Source organism: Corallococcus sp. AS-1-12 (assembly GCF_020036995.1).
Classification (GTDB): Bacteria; Myxococcota; Myxococcia; order Myxococcales; family Myxococcaceae; genus Corallococcus.
The window spans coordinates 92,123-111,442 of sequence record NZ_JAIQDD010000021.1; the positions used below are offsets into that span (position 1 = coordinate 92,123).

The 19,320-nt window shown below is 71.0% G+C and carries 14 protein-coding genes; 10 read left to right on the plus strand and 4 right to left on the minus strand.

Annotated elements, in window-relative coordinates:
• Positions 1–5 precede the first annotated feature (5 nt).
• The 8 genes from K8556_RS27375 to K8556_RS27410 are packed head-to-tail and all read left to right on the plus strand — an operon-like array spanning position 6 to position 9,723.
• Positions 6–395: a GPW/gp25 family protein gene (locus tag K8556_RS27375; protein ID WP_223743055.1), complete on the plus strand. Its 390-nt coding sequence runs from the start codon at positions 6–8 to the stop codon at positions 393–395.
• Positions 395–2,083 (plus strand): hypothetical protein, encoded by a 1,689-nt coding sequence (locus K8556_RS27380; RefSeq protein WP_223743056.1) that lies wholly within the window; start codon positions 395–397, stop codon positions 2,081–2,083. The genes K8556_RS27375 and K8556_RS27380 overlap by 1 nt, the downstream gene beginning before the upstream one ends.
• Before the next feature lie 13 nt (positions 2,084–2,096).
• Positions 2,097–2,723, plus strand: coding sequence for a hypothetical protein (locus K8556_RS27385; protein WP_223743057.1), 627 nt, complete (start codon positions 2,097–2,099; stop codon positions 2,721–2,723).
• A 56-nt stretch (positions 2,724–2,779) separates the two neighbouring features.
• Positions 2,780–4,426 (plus strand): type VI secretion system baseplate subunit TssF, encoded by a 1,647-nt coding sequence (locus K8556_RS27390; RefSeq protein ID WP_223743058.1) that lies wholly within the window; start codon positions 2,780–2,782, stop codon positions 4,424–4,426.
• A 57-nt stretch (positions 4,427–4,483) separates the two neighbouring features.
• On the plus strand, positions 4,484–5,080 hold the full coding sequence (locus tag K8556_RS27395) for a DotU family type IV/VI secretion system protein (protein WP_223743059.1): 597 nt from the start codon (positions 4,484–4,486) through the stop codon (positions 5,078–5,080).
• Entirely contained in the window at positions 5,077–5,394 is a 318-nt protein-coding gene (locus K8556_RS27400) for a hypothetical protein (protein ID WP_223743060.1), read from the plus strand. Before K8556_RS27395 ends, K8556_RS27400 begins: the two co-directional genes overlap by 4 nt.
• 1 nt (position 5,395) lies before the next feature.
• Positions 5,396–9,214: a type VI secretion IcmF C-terminal domain-containing protein gene (locus tag K8556_RS27405; RefSeq protein WP_223743061.1), complete on the plus strand. Its 3,819-nt coding sequence runs from the start codon at positions 5,396–5,398 to the stop codon at positions 9,212–9,214.
• Complete coding sequence (locus tag K8556_RS27410; protein WP_223743062.1) at positions 9,211–9,723, plus strand: hypothetical protein; 513 nt, start codon at positions 9,211–9,213, stop codon at positions 9,721–9,723. The genes K8556_RS27405 and K8556_RS27410 overlap by 4 nt, the downstream gene beginning before the upstream one ends.
• A 6-nt stretch (positions 9,724–9,729) precedes the next feature.
• Here K8556_RS27410 and K8556_RS27415 read toward each other — a convergent pair whose 3' ends face one another.
• From K8556_RS27415 to K8556_RS27425, 3 genes are read right to left on the minus strand one after another with little or no spacing between them, the layout of a single operon-like run.
• Complete coding sequence (locus K8556_RS27415; protein WP_223743063.1) at positions 9,730–11,853, minus strand: hypothetical protein; 2,124 nt, start codon at positions 11,851–11,853, stop codon at positions 9,730–9,732.
• Positions 11,850–13,775, minus strand: a complete 1,926-nt coding sequence (locus K8556_RS27420; RefSeq protein WP_223743064.1) for a hypothetical protein — start codon at positions 13,773–13,775, stop codon at positions 11,850–11,852. Before K8556_RS27420 ends, K8556_RS27415 begins: the two co-directional genes overlap by 4 nt.
• A 7-nt stretch (positions 13,776–13,782) precedes the next feature.
• Positions 13,783–14,535, minus strand: coding sequence for a general secretion pathway protein GspE (locus K8556_RS27425; RefSeq protein WP_223743065.1), 753 nt, complete (start codon positions 14,533–14,535; stop codon positions 13,783–13,785).
• Between the two features lie 91 nt (positions 14,536–14,626).
• Here K8556_RS27425 and K8556_RS27430 point away from each other — a divergent pair, with 91 nt between their 5' ends.
• Positions 14,627–15,466, plus strand: coding sequence for a hypothetical protein (locus K8556_RS27430; protein ID WP_223743066.1), 840 nt, complete (start codon positions 14,627–14,629; stop codon positions 15,464–15,466).
• Here the strand turns inward: K8556_RS27430 and K8556_RS27435 are convergent.
• Entirely contained in the window at positions 15,463–16,710 is a 1,248-nt protein-coding gene (locus tag K8556_RS27435) for an SLC13 family permease (protein ID WP_223743067.1), read from the minus strand. The two genes, K8556_RS27430 and K8556_RS27435, sit on opposite strands and share 4 nt — an antisense overlap.
• A gap of 184 nt (positions 16,711–16,894) precedes the next feature.
• Between K8556_RS27435 and K8556_RS27440 the strand changes: the two genes are divergently transcribed.
• Positions 16,895–19,315 carry a DEAD/DEAH box helicase gene (locus K8556_RS27440; protein WP_223743068.1) on the plus strand — a complete coding sequence of 807 codons (2,421 nt, stop codon included), beginning with the start codon at positions 16,895–16,897 and terminating at the stop codon, positions 19,313–19,315.
• The last annotated feature ends 5 nt before the right edge of the window (positions 19,316–19,320 follow it).

Genomic DNA, 19,320 nt, shown 5'->3' on the forward strand with positions numbered 1-19,320 from the left:
ACGCCATGGCGCGCGCACCGTTCCTGGACAAGTTCGCGGCCCGCAGGGAGCACGCCAACAGCCGCGACAGCCTGGAGCACGTGATGCGCAACATCGAAGCCGTGCTCAACACGAAGAAGGGCTACGGCTTCTTCATGCACGACTTCGGGCTGGGCGGGTACACGGAGAAGCTGGGCACGCGCGAGCTGGTGGAGGCGCTCACCGCGGAGATCCAGCAGGAGATCACCCGGCACGAGCCGCGGCTGGTGGACCCGGAGGTGAAGCTGCGCGGCCGTGACAGCGCGCTGTGGCTGTACTTCGACTGCAAGGGCACCTTCGACGGGCAGCCCTGCCACCTGTCGCTGCTGTTCCACTCCACCACCGGCCGGGTGCGCGTGCAGGCGGAGGACACCTGATGGCCTTCGCCGACCGCCTGGACCTGGGCCTGACGCTCACCATCGGCGGGACGGCGCACGCCATCCCCTCCTCGGACGTGCTCGCCTTCGAGCTGGATCTGCACGGCTGGGGGCACGAGGGGAGGGTGGAGTTCCGCGTGCTCGACGAGACGGCGCACGGCGGACAGAAGCAGGACACGCTGCTGGCGGACTTCCTCAAGCCGGACCTGGCGGAGGTGGCGCTGGAGCTGAAGGCCGTGCACTCCGACACGGCGACGAAGCCCACCTTCACGTCGCTGAAGGTGAAGGGGTTGGTGCAGGAGAAGGCCCTCACGGAGGAGGCCGTCGCCCGGGCCAAGGGCGCGGGCATCACCTACCGCCACTACACCGTGCGCTTCGTGGACCCCGCGCGGCTCTTGTGGACGCAGCACCACCCGTGCGTGCTCTACACGCAGAAGACGCTCCAGGACGTGCTGGACGCGCACAAGGGCGACAAGATCACCCTGGCCAATGACTGGGCCGCGGAGCTGGACAAGACGCTGCCGCTCATCTTCCTGGGCCTGGCCCCGGAGTCCGGCGCCAGCTTCTACGACTTCGTCGTCTGGTTCGTGCACACGCGCAACGGCGTGCTGGCGTACGACTACACGGCGCAGGGCTACCAACTGCGCGCGACGAAGGACGCCACCGGGACGCCCCTCACGCTGCGCGCGGCGGACGTGGACCGCGTGTCGGTGGTGTTCCCGGAGGTGGCGCGCCACGACGTGGCCATCCTCAACGCGGCCGCGGAGAGCCCCAAGAACCAGGCCATCACCAACGCCCAGGCCGTCACCGGCATCCGCCAGGACGTGCTGCTGCGCACGGACATCGCGGACGACGTGCAGGCCCGCGTGACGCTGGAGACGGCGCGCCTCAAGATTCGCGGCCTGGAGGTGGAGCTGGACTGGAACCGCTTCCCGGCGGTGGCCTTCGCCCCGGGCGCGCTGGTGAAGCTGCCGGACACGGCCGGGTGGACGGCCGCGGGCGTGCCGGCCACGCAGGACTTCCGGGTGCGCCGGATGAGCCTGCGCGCGGAGCCGCTGCCCGTGGAGGAGGGGGAGCTGCCTTCGGGCGGGGATGCGTCCGGTCCCTCGGGCGACGAGCCCGTGCGGCGGCCCAAGCCGGAGAGCCGCTTCCTCATCTCGCTCACCACGCGGCTGGAGAAGAAGGCGGAGGCGCACGTGGACCTGCCGCCCTTCACCGCGCCGGTGTACCCGCGCTTCGTGGAGGGGCTCGTCGTCAGCGAAGTGGGCGAGCAGAAGGACGAGACCTGGCAGGCGTACACGGACGAGGCCACGTCGCTGGACAGCTACAAGGTGAAGCTGCCGCTGTTCGCCAACCAGATCGTCCAGGTGCCCTTCAACGCGAACCTGCAGCCGGGGCACTTCTACTTCCCGGCCTACAAGGGCGCCCGGGTGCTGGTGGCGCTGGACTTCCTGCGCGCGTGGCTCAAGCGCAACCTGGACTGGCGGGCGGGCGCGCGGCTGCCCTCGGACGGGCAGGGCGTGCACCTGCTCGTCGGCAAGACCACGACGAGCGGCACGTCCATGAGGCACTTCTACGAGGACAACAAGCCGCTGTGGCGCCTGCAGCGCACGAACGAAAGCGACACGGAGAAGGTCGAGCTCAAGGAAGGCAACCTGCTCATCCTGGTGAAGGAAGAGTCCGCCTGAGGCGGGAGGGACGATGGGAGCTTCAGGACCGGGAGCGGCGGGAACGCTGGTCTGCAAGATCGAACTGGACAAGAAGGGCGGCATCACCGTCCAGGTCGACAATGGGGATGACAAGATCACCCAGACCATCGTGATGGACGGCACCAGCATCACCATCACGGTGAAGGGCCAGCAGGAGACGAGCACCATCGTGCAGAAGCAGGACAGCATCGTGGTGACGGTGAAGGACCTGACCTTCGACACCGACACCATCACGATGAAGTCCAAGGGCGTCTCCAAGTGGACCAGCCAGGACACGCTCACGGTGGAGAGCACCAAGGACATGACGCTCAAGACGAGCGCCAAGCTCACGCAGACGGCCACCAGCGACGCGAAGCTGTCCTCCAGCGCGAACGTGAACATCGAGGCCACGTCCAAGCTGGCCATGAAGGGCAACATGGGCGCGGAGATGGTGACCTCCGGCGGCGAGGCCAAGGTGGACGGCGTGACGCTGAAGCTGGCCGGCAAGTCGCAGGCGGAGATGTCCGGCGCGATGACCAAGGTGTCCGGCACCGGCAAGCTCGACCTGGAGAGCTCCGGCATGGCGAACCTGAAGGGCTCCATCACCAGCGTGGGCGGCGCGCTGGTGAAGCTGGGCTGAAGACGGACGACTGACCCACACATGGCGACGACTGACGTACGGCGGGAGAGCGGGCGGTGAAGGACTTCTCGGAGAAGATCTACCTGGACTTCCTGTCGGAGCTGGACGGGCTGGAGCGCTTCCGCCAGCGCTTCCAGGAGCGGCACCCGGCGGCCCCGTTGGACCGCGAGGACCCGGACGTGCGCCGCCTCATCGAGGCGATGGCGTTCTTCTCCGTGCAGACGCGGCACGCCACGCTGCACAACCTGCGCTCCACCTGGCGCCGGCTGTTCGCGGGCTTCTTCGACTTCCTGCTGGAGCCCGTGCCCGCCGCCGCCATGGCGCAGGCCGTGCCCACGGAGAAGATGGTGGAGCCGGTGCTGCTCACCCGGGGCACGGAGCTGCGCCTGACGCCCGCGGAAGGGGTGGCGGGCTCGTTCCGGCTCCAGCGCGACCTGCGCGTGCTGCCCATCTTCCTCAAGGGCACGGACGTGGTGCCCCAGGTGCGCAGCGGCCACCGGCTCATCCTCCGCTTCGAGTCCCGCTTCGCGCGCAAGGACGCCATCGACGTGCTCAGCCTGCACGTGCGGCACCTGGACGACTACCGCTCGTCGCTGGCGGTGTTCCACGCGCTGCGCAAGCACCTGAAGCAGGTGAGCGTCGTCTACGACGAGGAGGCGGACGAGCACTCCGTGGGCAGCCCCTGCGAGGTGTCCTTCAACCGGGACCCGCCCGCGCCGGACGACAGCGGCCTCTACGCGCACCCGTTCCAGCGCCTGCGCGCGTTCTTCCAGTTCCCGGAGCAGCAGCTCTTCGTGCACGTGAAGGTGCCGCCGCCGCGCGGCAGCTCCTGGATGCGGTTCTGCCTCTGCCTGGACCTGGACAAGGACTGGAACGTCGGCCGCTCGCTGCACCCGGACTTCTTCCAGCTCTTCACCGTGCCGGTGGTGAACCTCAAGGCGGAGCCCGCGCAGGTGGTGGTGGCGGACGGCACGCGCGCGGAGCACCCCATCATCAGCATGAGCGCGGGGCGCGAGTTCACCCTGCACTCGGTGACGGGCGTCTTCGAGATGACCAAGGCGGGCCTGGCCCCGCTGCGGCCCGCCTTCCTGCCCGGCAAGGGCCCCAGCTACGAGGTGGACGAGACCTTCGACGAGAAGCTCGCGTCCCGGCAGAGCCTCATCGTGCGCATGCCGGAGGCCTTCACGGCGCCGCGAAAGATCGTGCTGGAGGCCCTGTGGCACCAGCCGCAGTTCTCCGCGCAGGCGGCGGGCAGGGTGGACGTGTCCGTGCCGGGCCGTCACATCGAGGGCCTGAAATGGCAGACGGTGGGCAGCCTCCAGCCGCACCGCGACAGCGTGCTACGGGATGACGTGGAGGCGTTGACGCAGTTCCTCGCGTGGAAGGCGAAGCCCACGCTGGGCCGGGACGAGGTGGTCGCCCTGCTGGGTCACCTGGGGACCCCCGCGGAGAGCCCGTTCCGCCGCGTCCTTCCGTGGCTCAAGGAGTTGAAGTTCAGTGTCGTGCCCGACAGCGCGCTCAAGGGGTCGGGGCTCCGCCACGCGTATGAAGCCGTGATGGAGCCCTTCGACCAGAGCTTCGAGCCTGTCGTCATCTGCTTTCTTGAGCAGTTGAGGGACCTGCTTGATGCTTGGAACAACGAGGCGACGGTTGATCTCAAGGCCTCGGTGGCGGGTTTGGGGCCGCTACAGCTTCCAACATAGTCAAACACTCTCATGAAACTGGAGCATTGGAACGCACTCCTGGCAACGCAGCGACGCGTGCGCCAGCTCCTCGACCGGGCGCTGCCCGCCGAGCCCGCCCCGGGTGCGCGCCGGCCGCAGGGCAGGGTGGGGCAGGAAGCGCTGGGCCACCTGGAGCAGGCGCTGATGGTGGAGCTGGAGCGCCTGCGCGCCGCGTTCGGCGCGGACATGCGCCCGGACGAAGTGGAGGATCTGATCCGCCCCTTCGTCTTCTTCCTGGATGAGTGGGTGCTCCGGCGGCTGGCGGACGCGGAGCAACATCTCTGGCCGCTCCTGCAGCAGAACCTGTTCCAGGTGGATGCGGGCGGAGACCTCTTCTACGAGTTCGTGGAAGAGAAGTTGCGTCGCAACGATACGCCCTCCATCGTCTTCGAGATGATCCGCTTCTGCCTGGCCGCGGGCTTCACGGGCCGCCTCGTGGGGCAGCCGGAGCGCATCCGCGAACTCAAGGACCGCATCTCCCAGCGCATCCCGCAGCCGGCCGCCATGGCGCCGCCCGCGCCGGTGGTGCCCGCGGCGGTGCCCACCGTCTATGACTTCCCGGTGCGCTACTACGCCGTGACGGCGGCCATCGTGCTGGGGCTGCCCGTCTTCCTGTGGTGGGTCTCCAATTGAGGCCCTTCCCGACACACGACGCACGGCCTCCCGCGCCGGCCCCCAAGGCTCCTCCCCGGACGCTCGCGCTGCTGGACGCGCTGGAGCAGCGGGTGGGCGCGGAGCTGGGGTCGCTGAAGGAGGGCGTGCAGCCGCTGCTGGACTCCGTGCGCGAGGGCCTGCTGGCGCTGGATCCGCCCGGGGACGGGATGCTGCCGTCGCCGCAGGAGCAGGAGAAGCTGCGCGCGAAGCTGACCTCCACGCTGGAGGAGGCCGAGGACGTGCTGGAAGCGCTCCAGTTGGCCGTGAAGCCGGGCGGAAGGAGCGGCGGCTGACGTGGGCGCGATCCAGTCCATGCTGGCGGCCTTGAAGGCCCATTGGGTGCTCGTGCTGGGCATCGTGGTGGTGCTCGCGGCCATTGGCGTGGGCGTGACGCTCTGGTGGCGCAAGCGGCAGCAGGGCGGCCCGTCGCTCGCGGGCGAGCAGAAGCCGCTCGGCTCCGGTCAGCTCCTGGCCGTGCGCAGGCAGTTCCTGGCGAAGCTGCCGTGGCGCTTCCGCGCGTCCGTGCGGGACTTCCCCACGCTGGTGGTGCTGGGCCCGGCGGGCAGCGGCAAGTCGGACCTCATCGAGGCGGAGGTGGACTGGGAGCGGCAGCAGCGCCAGTTCATGCCCAGCTACACGGACGACCCGCTCCTCAAGGTGTTCCTGGGGCCGGAGGTCGTGGTGCAGGAGCTGGCCGCGCCCGTGCTGGAGGACGACTCGCGCCACGCGCGGCGCGCGCTGCGCCGGCTGTGGAAGGCCACCTTCGGGCGCCGGCACGTGGGCCGGGCCGTCATCGTCCTGAAGGTGAACTGGCTGCTGGAGACGTCTCCGGACGAGGTGAAGCGCGTCACCCAGCTCCTGCGCGGCAAGGTCAACCTCCTGTCGGAGGTGTGCCAGGCGCCCGTGGAGACGCGGCTGGTCCTCACGCACATGGACACGCTGGACGGCTACGCGGACTTCGCGCAGCTCCTGCGCAAGAACGGCGTGCCGCTGGAGCTGGAGGTTCCGCCGCCCGGCAGGGAAGGGGAGCTGGGAGAAGCGCTCCAGCCCATGGAGAAGTACCTGGCGCTGGGGCTCACCTCGCTCGCGCCGGACGCGTTCGAGCGGCTGGCGTCCTTCTACTCGCGCGGCGGCGAGGCGTTCGCGGCGCTGGGGCGCTTCGTGTCCACGCTGCTGGAGGGCGGCTCGCTGGCGTACCCGCTGAACCTCAAGCGCGTGTACCTGTCCTCGGGAGGGCCGGACGCCCAGCCCACGGGCGCGCTGGCGGTGCAGGCGGACCAGCCGGCGGAGCTGCTCGTCCGGGACTACCGCTGGATGCACCTGCGCCGGTGCGCGGCCATCCTCGCGGTGGGGTGCCTGCCGGTGCTGCTGGCGTACGCGCACTTCTACCGCCTGCTGTTGCGCGCGCAGGACAAGCTGGACGCGTTCCAGGTGACGGTGCAGCGGCTGGAGGAGCGCAACCAGAGCGTGTCCGGCTCCGTGGTGGAGTCCCAGACGAGCGACGCGGTGCGGGCGATGGAGGCCCTCTGGGGCGCCACGCGCTACTGGCCGCCCCTGGCGCACAGCTTCACCGACGAGTGGGAGGAGCTGCGCTCGCGGCTCGCGCGCAGCATCCGGATGTCCTACCTGAAGCCGATGCTGGAGAAGTGCCAGGACCAGTGCCGGCGCTGCGCGAGCCAGATTCCCGGCTGCCAGCCCGCGCCCGCCTTCGCCAGCCGGGGCACGCGCGCCACGCCGCTGATCCCGGCGCCCGCCGTGGACGACAGTTGCCACATGGAGACGCTGTGCCGTCCGGAGCAGGTGCTCTACACGCTGGGCGTGCTGTACGCGTCGCGCAACGAGGACCTGGGCAAGTTCGTGCTGAACAGCGTGCACGGGGCGCACAAGAAGCAACTGGGGTGGACGGCGGAGGCCTTCGGGCTGAGCCTGGCCAGCACCGACCAGGAGCACAACTGGCTGGAGGCGATGGGGCTGGCGGAGCCGATGATCGCCAACTACGTCATCGCCAGCGACAGGCCCTTCGACGAGAACGTCCCCTGGACGCGCTGGCCCTACGTCTGGCTGTCGCTGGACGGCCTGCTGGGCCCGTGGCGCGACCACTTCATGCAGTTGCAGGACACGCTGGCCGCGAAGGAGCTGGACCTGGCCCGCTGGCGCGCGCTCGCGGACGACCGGGAGCGCCTGCGCGCCTCGCTGGCGGAGAGCGCGCCGTACAACTCCGCCCGCAAGGTGATGGACCTCATCAACGCGTCGGACGCGGAGCCGGACGCCAGCCAGTTGAAGGGCGTGGGCAGCCTGCTGGACTCGCTGGACTGGCTGCGCCAGAACCGCCAGACGCTGGAGGCCATCCTGCGCATGGAGGACGAGACGGACGCCGCGCTGCGCGCCGCCGCCCGCATGACGCCCGCGGAGCTGCTCACCCGCGCGGACGGCCTCTTCGCCCCCAGCGACGGTGACGCGCGCTACCAGGTGGAGGTCCTCCGGCGCGACTTCGATTTCCGTCCCATGGACGTGTCGCGGCAGCTCCTGGACAAGGTGCTGCGCTCGCTGAAGGAGACGGGCCGCACGCCGTTCGACGGCAACGCGCTCAACCCGCGCACGGGGGAGACGACGTCGGAGGTCGCCACCGAAGGGGTGGGGGACGACGACACGGAGTTCGCCAGCGGGACGGCCCCGGTGGTGGGCAAGGTGCTGGGCAAGGCCGCCTTCGAGGCGCAGTTGAGCCCGCTGGTGGACGAGTTCACGGAGCGGCTCGCCAAGTCCAGCCTGTCCCGCGAGGAGGCCGTGGAGCGCGCCACCTTCGTGCAGGGCAAGGTGCAGACCTTCGCCAGGCGCTACGGCCAGGACCTCTACGCGACGTACCGGGGCTACCGCTTCCGCACCACGCCGCGAGGCTCGCTGGCCAGCGACCTGTCCGTGCTGCTGCAGCCGTCCTCGCCGCTGGAGGCGATGCTGCGCGACGTGGCGGTCCGCGCCGGCGTGGGCCCGCTGGAGAGCGAGTACTACGCGCCCATGCGCGAGGCGGTGGCGCCCTTCAAGCCGGTGGTGCAGTTGATGACGCCGGACAAGAGCGGCGTGCTCGTGGAGCTGGCGGCCTACACCACGCTGGTGTCGCAGCTTCAGCAGGAGCTGTCCGGCGTGAAGCCCGCGGCCGCGAAGCCCGCCGCCCCCAAGGACGCGGCGGCGCCCGGCGCGACGGCGTCCTCGGCGGGCTCGCAGTTGGCGGAGATGCTGTCGCCGGTGGGGCGCGTGGCGCTGAGCATGCTGCTGGAGGAGGAGGACTCATACCTGCGCCGGGTGGACGCGTGGCTGGATCAGCACGGCCTGGTGGGCGAGTTCCGCCAGCCGTTCCGCCAGCCCTTCATCGTCGTGCGCAACCGGGGCCGCGCGGAGCTGGAGCGCGTCATCGCGGAGCAGTGGACCTACCAGGCCCGCCGCACGCTGGATCCGCTGGTGAAGCGCTATCCGTTCAACCCCAGCGCGTCGCTGGAGGTGGACCCGGTGGAGCTGGAGGTGCTGCGCCGCAAGGACGGGGCCTTCTGGGGCTTCGTCACGCAGGTGCTGGCGCCGGTGGTGGAGGAGCGCGGGACGGACTGGACGCTGCGCTATCCGCTGAAGTCGCGGCTGCTGCTGCCCCCGCGCATGCTCACCGCGCTGGGCCAGTTGGGCCGCCTGTCGAAGCTGCTGTGGGACGACGAGGGCAAGCCCCGGCCCATCCCCATGCAGGTGCGCCCGCTGCCGCTGCCGACGGCGCCCACGCCGGACAGCTTCGTGACGCTGTCGTACCTGAAGTGCGGCGGGGCGGCGTCGTTCGGCTTCAACCAGCGGCCGGCGTGGGGTGAGTTCCCCCTGAGCTGGTGGAGCCCGCAGCCGTCGTCCATCGGCGTGGAGCTGCGCTCGCCGTCCCAGGACGGGAAGCGCTACCGCTCCATGGAGATGTCCGAGTCGTCGTGGAACTGCTTCCGCCTGCTGGAGTCCGCGACGCTGACGGATCAGTCCAACGTGGTGTGGGTGCTGCCGGGCCGTGGGCTGGCGGCGAACGAGAAGGTCCTGGAGATCAGCTTCGGGTTGCGCGGCGAGCCTTGGGCGCCATTCCGTGGGGTGGTGCCATGAAGGGCAGGGGTGTGAGGCTGGCCGCGGGCCTGGTGACGGCGGTGGTGGTGGGGAGCTGCGCGGCGCCCAGCCTGACGGTGAACGTCAAGGCGCCCGCGGGCACCAATCAGGGCCGGCCGCTGTACATGCTCATCCGCACGGTGTCGAAGACGTCGATGACGGAGGGCTACGCGGACGTCGCGGCCAAGGTCATCAGCCCGGACGAGTCCGTGCTCCAGACGGTGGTCATCTACCCGAGCCGCACGAAGCAGGTGAAGATCCCCCTGCCGCCGGAGCAGGCGGTGGCGGTGAGCTTCCTCTTCACCACGCCCAACGGCGCGTGGCAGGCGCTGCTGGACGTGCCGGTGCCCAAGACGGTGGACATCGAGCTCCAGGAGAGCCGCATCCGCACGGACCTGCCCAAGGGCGTGCCCGCGCAGGAGTCCACGCCCGCCGCGCCCGAGGCCCCCAAGGCCCCGGCCGCCCCCAAGGCGCCCGAGCCGCCCATGTCCCTGGCGTCTCCCAAGTAGGAGCGCTCAGGACGCGAGCGCGTCCAGCTTCGGCCCCAGCGCGTTGAGCGCGGACGTCACCCGGCCGTTCGCCGCCGTCACCGGCTTCGCGAAGGCGCCCGCCTGGAGCTGGGCGCCAATCGCGTCGAGCGGGGAGAGGAGCTGCGGCTTCTGCCCCGTGGCCTGGGTGGAGACGGAGTCCACCTGCGTCTGCGCGCCCGCCTTCAGGCCCTCCGCGCGCTGCTTGAAGGCCGCGAGCACCGAGTCCACCTGGGACGTCAGCGACGTCTCCGCGCTGGCGCGGGCCGTCTCCAGGGACGTCAGCCCGGCCGTGACGGATGAGCTCGTCGTGCCCAGGTGCGAGTCCAGCCGGCCCTTCGCGGACGTCACCTGGCCCTCCGCCGAGTCGCGCGCGGCCTGCATGGCCTGCACCGCCGCGTCGATGCCGGAGCCCACCTGCGCGTCCAGGGCCTCCAGGCGCTGGGGCACCTGCGTGTCCAGCGGCGTCACCCGGGCGGCGACCTGCTGCTTCATGGCTTCAATCTGCTGCACGCCCTGGTCCTTCACGGTGCCGATCTGCGTGACGGCCGCGGCGACGATCTGCCCCACCTGCGCGGTGGCCTGCTCGATGCCCTGGAGGACGGACTGGGTGAGCGTGCCCATCTGCGTCACGGCCTGCGTGGTGGCCGCGTCGATCTGCGTCTGCGCCTGGGTCTGCACCGTCTCCACCTGCGAGACGATGGTCTGCTGCACCGCCTGGAGCTGCGTGCCCACCTGCGAGGAGATCGTCCCCAGTTGCGTGGTGATCTGCCCCACCACCTGGCTGATGCCCTGCACCGCGGGGCTGACCAGCGGCTTGGGCAGGTCCGCGGCCGGGATGGCGTCCAGGAGGCCCATGGCCCGCTCCAGCAGCGACTCCAGCGAGCCGACGATCTGCTGGAAGAGGGTCTGGAGCTGCTCCAGCAACTGCGGCAGCGCTTCGAAGAGCGCCATCACCTGCTGCTTGAGGGCGCTGACGGTGGCGACCAGCGAGTCCAGCGTGGTGAAGGCCGCCTCCAGCGTGGCCTTCAGCGGCGCCTTGACGGTCTCCACCGCCGTGAGCGCTCCCTGCACCACGCCGTCGATGGTGCCGCTCACCGTGGTGATGGCGGTCTCCACCTGCTTCTGCACCTGGTCGATGAGCTTCTCCACCGCCGTGAGCTGCGCGGTGACGCTGGCCACCTGGCCGGCGAGGGTCTTGCCCAGCGTGTCCAGCGCCCCGTCCGCCTGCGTCTTGCCCGCCGTCAGCGAGGGGGCCACCTGGGTGTCCAGCGGATCCACGATGGCGGCCGACGCCGCCGCCGCGGCCATGAGCTGATCCACCAGCGTCTTGCGCTGGCCCTCCAGCGCGGACTGCTGCTGCTGGTGGGTGTCCTTCGCCGCCGTGCCCGCGTTGACGATCTCCTGGTGCAGCGCCTTCAGCGCGCTCACGGGGTTCTTCACCGCGCCCTCCAGCGTGGCGGTGAGCTGGGCGCTCCGGCCCGTCGCCGCGTCGCGCGAGGCGGCCAGCCGCACCAGCACCGCCGACAGCGCCGCCGTGAGGGTGGACCCCACGCCCGTGAGGTCCTGCGTGAGCTGCGAGCGCGTCTGCTCGATCAACGCGTAGCCCTGCGCGCGGCGGGCCTCCGTCTCCTCCTTGGAGCCCTTGCGCTTCGCGAGCTTCGCGTCGAACGACTGCTTGTCCGCGTCGCACTTCTGGGCCACCTGCTGCTGGAGCGCGGTGAGCTGCCCCTGCGACGCCTCCGCGGACGACTTCGCCTGCGCCTCCAGGCCCTGGCTCTTCGCCGTCGCCTCCTGGCCCAGCGACTCCGCCGTCGTGCGCGCCGTGGTGCTGGAGGCGGTCAGGGACTGCTGGTGGCCCTGCACCTCCGTGGCCAGCGCGTCGAAGCGGGGGGAGGGGTCCGCCAGCGTCACGTTCGCCGCGTTCACCTGCGTGAGCAGCGCGCCCAGCGACGCGCTGATGGAGGGGCGCAGCGCGGCGACCTGCTCCACGACGCCCTGGGCCAGGGCCTCCACCTCGCCCTTCGCGGTGGCGAGCCGCGGCGTGATGCCGGAGCCGAAGCCCTCCACGGCCGACTTGTGCTTCGCCACGGTGGCGCGCAGCTCCTTCATTTCAACCCCGCGAGCGCGGCCTTGGCTTCCGCGGCGGCGCCGGAGAGCGCCCCCGTCTGGCCATCCACGCCGTTGAGCGCGCCGGTGAGCTTGGCGCGGGATTCGGCGGCCTTGCCCTTCACCTGGGCCTCCGCGGCGGCGAGGGCCGCGCCCGTCTCCTCGGTCGCCGCGTTCAGCTTGGCGTTCACCTCCGCCGTGGACTCCTTGTACGCCGCCGTCGCGTCGCTCACCGCGCCGTCCACGCCCGCGGTGAGGTCGCCCTTCGCCGTCTCCACCTGCGGCGTCACGTCGTACGTGGGCGTGGTGGCGGCGCCGCCGGGGTTCTCCTTCGTCTGGATGAGGAGGTGGCCCTCCGACAGGCGGATGATCTCCGTGTCGCTGGCGTTCACTCGCCCCAGGTTCCACACCGGCTTGTTGTCCTGGAAGTCGTGCGTGAGCGCCGTCTGGTTCGCGCCGTTCTTGCCGAAGAGGATCTGATCCCCCTGGCTGTCCTGGGGCATGCGCACGCCCTCGCCCCAGTCCAGGAAGCGGTGCAGCGCCGCGTGGTCGAAGTGCAGCGCCACCAGCACGCGCTCGTTCTTGTACGGCGGGAAGTAGAACGTCCCCGGGAACTCACCGGGCTCCGCCGGCACGCTCACCGTCTTGTTCCAGAGCGGGATCGCCACCCGGTAGTTCGTCACGGACGTCTTCTGATCATCCACCTGGAGGTAGATGCGGTCCGAGGCCTCGCCGCCGGGGCTGTGCACCTTGCCCTCGACGTAGATGGGGTAGCGGGGCGGGCGGTACGCGGGCAGCTCCGGCACCGGATCCGACTTCTGCTCCAGCAGCACGGACAGGGAGATCGTGTAGCCCTGCAGCGTCTCCTGCTGCCCGTCGTGCGGCCCGGCCTGGAGCCCCACGCCGTCGAAGGCCAGCTCCGCGACGCGGTGGTCCTCGCCCAGGCCCGTGAGGTCCGGGCTCCACCGGCCTCCGTCCAGCTTGATCAACGCACCCGGGTGCAGCGCGACGGGCGGCATGTCCAGGAACGCCAGCCGCAGCCGCCGCTTGCGCACGCGCAGGCGTCCCTTCTCCAGCGCCTGACGCTGCTCCGCCTCCGCCGCGATGGGCGTGCGCACCAGCATGTCGTGCTGGATGCCCGCCACCGCCTGGGGCTGCTCCAGCGCCACCGTGGTCGCCCCGGCGCCAAAGCCGTTGAGCACCCGCGCGCCGTGACGGATGACGGGCGGCATCTCCACGTCCACGCGCGCCACGTGCTTGCGGCTGAGCCCGGTGGCGGTGCCCGTGGCCGGCTTCTTCGCGGAGAAGGTGTACGTGTCCTTGGGGCTGTCGTAGGTGAGCACGCCGCCGCGCGTGTCCACGAACCAGAGGACGAAGTCGTAGAAGCTCGCGGCCGCGTGGTCGTCGCCGATGCCCAGGCACACCATCGCGTGCTTCTCCTCCAGCGCGTCCCAGTCGTAGGTGAGCAGCAGGCCGCCGGGCTTGTGCGCGTCCAGGAGGTCCGACAGCTTCTTCGCCGTGTGCAGCTCCACCGGGCGGTGCTGCTTCCAGAGCACGCGCGCGGGGTCCTCGAAGGTGACGGTGTACTGGCGGAAGGCCACCGCCACGCTGTCCTTGTTGCCGTGCGCGGTGCCGCCGACGCGCTTCTCCGTGACAAGGCCCTGCACCACCAGCGGCGCGGCGGGCGGGTCGAAGACGCCGGACAGCGCCAGCCGCACCCGCACCAGGTCCGGCTTGCTGAACGCGGTGAACAGCGCCGCGTCCGCCTTCTCCAGCGCGGTCCAGAAAGTCAGCTCGCAGCGGAAGCCGGTGGGCGTCATCCGCAGCGAGAAGTCCCGCACCTGGCCGCCCGGGATGGCGAACGCCTGCTCGCCCGCGGTGACGGTCAGCTCCAGCTTCAGCTTTTCGGAGAAGGGGAGCGCCATGCGGTGTTCACCGGGCCTTCGCCTGGACCTCCTCGCGGGTCAGCGCGCCCCGGGCCTCCAGCGCGTCCATCATCGCGCGCATCACGCGCGCCTGCTGCGCCACCATGCGCTCCAGGTCCGCCACCTGCTGCGTGAGCGCCTCCACCTTCGACGCCAGCTCCGCGTCGCGCACCACCGGCGGCGGCGTGGGCGTTCGCGGCGGGGGCTCGGGCTGCTGCGGCGGGGCCAGCTCGAAGGTGGCCTCGTCCATGCCGAAGGAGAGCGGCGTGGCGGCCGTGGAGGTGATCTCCCCGTGGTAGTGGTGCCGGATGGCGCGCTCGATGGAGGACGCCGTCGCCACCACGACCTGGAGCTTCTGGCCGGAGTGGAAGGCCAGCTCCTGGAGCGACTCCACGTTGGTGGGATCCGACGTGGCCACCGTGAGCGTCTTGGTGCCGGGCTCGTACGCGATGGGGAAGACGGTGTAGCGCTCGGCGATGTCCACGCGCAGCGCCTGGAGGGCGTTCGGGACGGGGACGTGCGTGTCCAGGTTCACGGTGGGGATGGCCAACTGCCGCGACAGGGCGTGCACCATGGAGCTCTCGTCCACGACGCCCATCTGCACCAGGGTGAGGCCCAGCCGGCCGCCCCACTTGCGCTGCTCGGCGAGCGCGGTGCGCAACTGGGTTTCGGTGAGCAGGCCGGCGTCCATCAGGATCTCGCCCAGCCGCCGCTTGCGGTTGGGGCCCGGGCCGGGGGGAACAGAAGGGGGAGGAGTCACGGCCGGGCAGCATATCAGCGCTGGACACTCCCCAGGCCTCCGGTGGGTCACAAACAGGCCAGGGGGACGGGGATGGGATAGCCTGGGGCCCATGGTGCGAAGCCGAAGCCTCCTTTTCGCCGCAGTCCTCGTCGCCTTCACCGCCGGGTGCGCGTCCCAGCGCCTGTCCGGCGCGGACCTGGACCGGGTCCAGCGGCCCGCCTTCATCTCCCGCATCGAGGACGGCGCGGGCCCCAAGAGCAAGGTGTTCCAGGAGGACAGCGCGTACTCCGACAAGCTCAAGAAGCTGGAGCCCAAGGAGGCGGATCGCCGGCTCACCGTGAAGCTGCAGCAGGCGGTGACGCGCTTCGAGCTCTCCGAGCGCCTGCGCGTCACCACCCTGTCCCGCCTGCCGGAGGAGGCCCCCTGGACGGACGCGGTGGACCCCGCCCGGGTGGCCTCCGCGCTGGAGAGCTTCCTGGTGGAGGAGGTGCCCGCCAACGCGCCGGACTACGACTTGATGGCCCCGCTGGGCGCGGACACCATCGTGGAGTTCGTCATCCAGGACTACGGCATGCGCAGCGATGACGGGCACGCCGGGGCCTACCTCAAGGGGTACGGGCGCATGTTCCGGCTGGACGGGCGCTCGGAGCTGTGGCGCCGGCCGTTCGACCTGGACGCGGTGGAGCAGGGCGCGCCGCACCTGGATCCGTTCAAGGTCGGCAAGGAGCCGGAGCTGTTCCGCCTGGCCATGACGGACCTGCTGGACAAGGTGGCGGACATGTTCGTGAAGGACCTGACGCCCAAGAACCGCAAGGGCGCGGCCCCCTCGGGCAGCACCGCGCCGGACACCGTGCCCTCCGCCGTCACCCCGGCGCCCGAGCGCGCCCCGGCGCCCACGCCGCCCGAGCAGCAGCTCCCCCCGGGCGAGCTGCCGGATCCGGACGCCTAGAAGAGGGCGTGCTCGGCCAGCAGCACGCCCAGCCCCACGGCGAAGCTGATCAGCGTCACGGGCACCCCCACGCGCAGGTAGTCCACGAAGCCCATGCGGACCTTGCCGCGCGCGGCCTCGAAGACGATGAGGTTGGCCACGCTGCCCACCAGCGTGAGGTTGCCCGCGAGCGTGGAGCCCAGCGCGAGCACGTGCCACGCCAGCTCCGGCTCCTGCATGGCCGGCACCCACGCCCGCGCGAGCATCACGAAGGGCACGTTGCTGAAGAGGTTGGACGCCACCAGCGTGAGGACGGCGAAGCCCAGCGTCTCGCGCCAGGGCGGCCCGGCCATCAGCGGGGAGAACACGTGGCGGATCTCCTCCGCCCAGCCCGCCTTGTTCACCCCGTGCACGACGACGAAGAGGCTGGCGAAGAAGAGCAGCAGCACCCAGTCCACCCGCTCCAGGGCCTCGCGCGGCTCGTGCCCGGACAGGGACATCACCAGCACGCCGCCCGCGAGCGCGCTCCAGCTCATGGGCAGGCCGGCGAAGAACGCCACCACCACGCCCAGCAGGCCGCCCAGCCCCAGCGCCAGCAGCCGGCGGTCCACCTCCAGCGGGGGCGGGTGCGTGTCGAAGCGCGCGGACGGCAGCGCCTTGCGGAACATGTAGAGCAGCGTCACGGCGACGACGGCGGTGGAGAGCACCGCGGGCAGCGCCATGTACGCGGCGAACCGCGCGTAGCCCAGGCCGGACGCGCCTTGAATCAGCATGTTCTGCGGGTTGCCGGTGAAGGTGGCCACGGAGCCGCTGTTGCTGCCCATGCACACCGCCAGCAGGTACGGCGCGGGCGGCAGGCGCGCGTCCGCCACCACCGCCAGCACCAGCGGCGTGAGGAACAGACACACGGTGTCGTTGACGAGGAACGCGGACAGGAACGCGCTCACGAACGTCACGGCCACCAGGAGCAGCCGCGGCGTGTGCGCGACCTTGAGGGCCTTGGCCCCGGCGGCGCGGAAGAAGTTCGCCTGCGCCAGGTACACGGCCAGCAGCATCATCCCCAGCAGGAGGACGAGCGTGTCCATGTCGATGGCCTGCTGATCGCGGTCCGCGCTGTGGCCGAACACCTCGGCGGGCGTGACGACCCCGGCCACCACCATCAGCGTGGCGCCCAGCAGGGCACCTCCGGGGCGGTCCAGCTTGATGAAGGGCAGCCTCGCCCCGGCGATGAAGATGTACGTGAACAGGAAGATCGCGAGCGCCACGGGCGCGGGACACTAGGGTCCGCGCCTCGGGCCCGTCGAGGTCCCCCGAAGCCGCCTGTCCAGCAGGGAATCGGGCCGGCTACTGCCGGGGGCGAATGTGGGTGATGGGCCCCCCAAGGACCGACGCGGGAGGTCCTGACGCGCGTTGTCCTTCCGGGTACACGTCTGTACAGTGGCCGGCCCTATGAAGCCCGAGAAGGAAACCGAGGCCTTCTCCGGCCCGCGCCGCACGCCGTGGTCGGGGGCTCGCGGGCTGGACGCCGTCCTCCAGGGGTGGCGCACGGACCGGCAGGTGTGGCCGAACATCGTCCACGACGCCGTGACGCCCGCCCGCGCCGGCGTGTTCGCGCCGCTGCCGGAGGGGCTGTCCCCGCAGGTCCGGGACGCGCTCAAGCGCCGGGGCGTGGAGCAGCTCTTCTCCCACCAGGCCGAAGCCTTCGCGCGGGCCCGCGACGGGGAGAGCCTGGTCATCGCCACGCCGACCGCGTCCGGAAAGAGCCTCTGCTACAACCTGCCGCTGTTGGATCGCTTCGCGCGCGAGCCGGAAGCGCGGGCGCTCTACCTGTTCCCCACCAAGGCCCTGTCGCGCGACCAGGAGGAGTCCCTGCGCGCGTTCATGCGCGAGGCGGGCCTGGGCCACGGCGCCATCACCTTCGACGGGGACACGCCGGGGGACGCGCGGCGGGCGGCCCGGGAGCGCGCGGGCGTGGTGCTCACCAACCCGGACATGCTGCACACGGGCATCCTGCCGCACCACGCGAACTGGGCGCGGCTGTTCGCGAACCTGCGCTACGTGGTGATTGACGAGCTGCACACGTACCGGGGCGTCTTCGGCTCGCACCTGGCCAACGTGCTGCGGCGGTTGCAGCGGGTGGCGCGGTTCCATGGCGCGTCGCCCACGTTCATCCTGGCGTCGGCGACCATCGGCAACCCGAAGGCGCACGCGGAGCGGATGCTGGGGCGCGAGGTGGCGCTCGTGTCGGAGAGCGGGGCGCCGTCCGGCGAGCGCCGGGTGTTGGTCTACAACCCGCCGGTGGTGAACGCGGAGCTGGGCATCCGCGCGAGCTACCTGAAGAGCGCAGTGCGGCTCACGTCGGACCTGGTGCGCGCGGGGGTGTCCACGCTGCTGTTCGGCCAGTCGCGCAACAACGTGGAGGTGATGCTCAAGTACCTGCGCGACCGGTTCGTGGAGGAGAAGCTGGACCCGTCGCTCATCCAGGGCTACCGGGGCGGCTACCTCCCGGGCACCCGGCGCGCGACGGAGGCCGCGATGCGCGCGGGCGAGGTGCGCTGCGTGGTGGCCACCAACGCGCTGGAGCTGGGCATCGACATCGGGTCGCTGGATGCCGTCGTGTGCGCGGGCTACCCGGGCTCCGTGGCGGCGCTGGCGCAGCGCTTCGGGCGCGCGGGCCGGCGCGGCATGGGGAGCCTGGCGCTGCTGGTGACGTCCAGCTCGCCGTTGGATCAGTACTTCGCGGCGGATCCGCGCGCGCTCACGGGCGCGCCGGTGGAGCACGCGCGGATTGATCCGGACAACGTGGAGATATTGGTCCAGCACCTGAAGTGCGCGGCGTTCGAGCTGCCCTTCGAGGAGGGGGATGCGTTCGGCGACGTGCCGGTGGAGAACACCACGGAGGCGCTGGACTTCCTCACGCAGCACCAGGTGGTGCACCCGTCGCAGGCGCCGGAGGGCGGGCGGCGGATGTTCCACTGGTCGTCGGACGCGTATCCGGCGCACCACGTGTCCTTGCGCAGCGTGGGCTGGGACAACGTGGTGGTCATCGAGCGTGGCACGGACAAGACGCTGGCGGAGATGGACTTCCGCTCGGCGCACACGCAGTTGCACGAGCAGGCCATCTACCAGCACGACTCCGAGCAGTACCAGGTGGAGCTGCTGGACCTGGAGAACCACAAGGCGTTCGTGCGCAAGGTGGCGCCGGACTACTTCACGGACGCGATGACGAACGTGCGCGTGAGCGTCATCCAGGAGGACCAGGGCGCGCCGCTGGGGCCCTCGCTGCACGCGGGGCTGGGCGAGGTGTCCGTCATCGAGAAGGTGGTCGGCTACAAGAAGATCAAGTTCCACACGCACGAGAACGTGGGCTACGGCGACGTGCGGCTGCCGGAGATGCAGATGCACACGTCGGCGCTGTGGCTGACGGTGCCGGAGGCGGTGGTGCGGAGCATGGACGCGCCCCGGCCCGCGGTCATCGACGCGCTGCGAGGGCTGGGGTCCGCGCTGCGCACGGTGGCGTGCGTGGGGTTGATGAGCGACCCGCGAGACCTGGGCCGCACGCTGGGCAGCAAGGACGAGCCGGACGGTCCGCCGCGCAAGGAGGGGGGCGTGGGCTTCGATCCCACGCTGTTCCTCTACGACAACGTGCCCGGCGGCGTGGGGCTGGCGGCGCGGCTGTACGATCAGCGCGAGGAGTTGCTCCTGCGAGGGCGCAAGTTGCTGGAGTCGTGCCCATGCGAGGACGGGTGTCCGGCGTGCATCGGGCCGGCGGCGGGTGGGCAGCCGGGGAGCGCGCCGTCGGGGTCGCAACCTCGCAAGCGGCTGGCGTTGGACCTGCTGGCGGCGCTCGGCGTCGCCGGGGTGCAGTGAGGAGC

What these genes read in the sequence shown, in the direction of transcription:
- K8556_RS27375 (WP_223743055.1), top strand. Translation starts at nt 6, where the DNA reads ATGGCGCGCGCACCGTTCCTGGACAAGTTCGCGGCCCGCAGGGAGCAC.
- K8556_RS27380 (WP_223743056.1), top strand. Translation starts at nt 395, where the DNA reads ATGGCCTTCGCCGACCGCCTGGACCTGGGCCTGACGCTCACCATCGGC.
- K8556_RS27385 (WP_223743057.1), top strand. Translation starts at nt 2,097, where the DNA reads ATGGGAGCTTCAGGACCGGGAGCGGCGGGAACGCTGGTCTGCAAGATC.
- K8556_RS27410 (WP_223743062.1), top strand. Translation starts at nt 9,211, where the DNA reads ATGAAGGGCAGGGGTGTGAGGCTGGCCGCGGGCCTGGTGACGGCGGTG.
- K8556_RS27415 (WP_223743063.1), bottom strand. Translation starts at nt 11,853, where the DNA reads ATGAAGGAGCTGCGCGCCACCGTGGCGAAGCACAAGTCGGCCGTGGAG.
- K8556_RS27420 (WP_223743064.1), bottom strand. Translation starts at nt 13,775, where the DNA reads ATGGCGCTCCCCTTCTCCGAAAAGCTGAAGCTGGAGCTGACCGTCACC.
- K8556_RS27430 (WP_223743066.1), top strand. Translation starts at nt 14,627, where the DNA reads ATGGTGCGAAGCCGAAGCCTCCTTTTCGCCGCAGTCCTCGTCGCCTTC.
- K8556_RS27440 (WP_223743068.1), top strand. Translation starts at nt 16,895, where the DNA reads ATGAAGCCCGAGAAGGAAACCGAGGCCTTCTCCGGCCCGCGCCGCACG.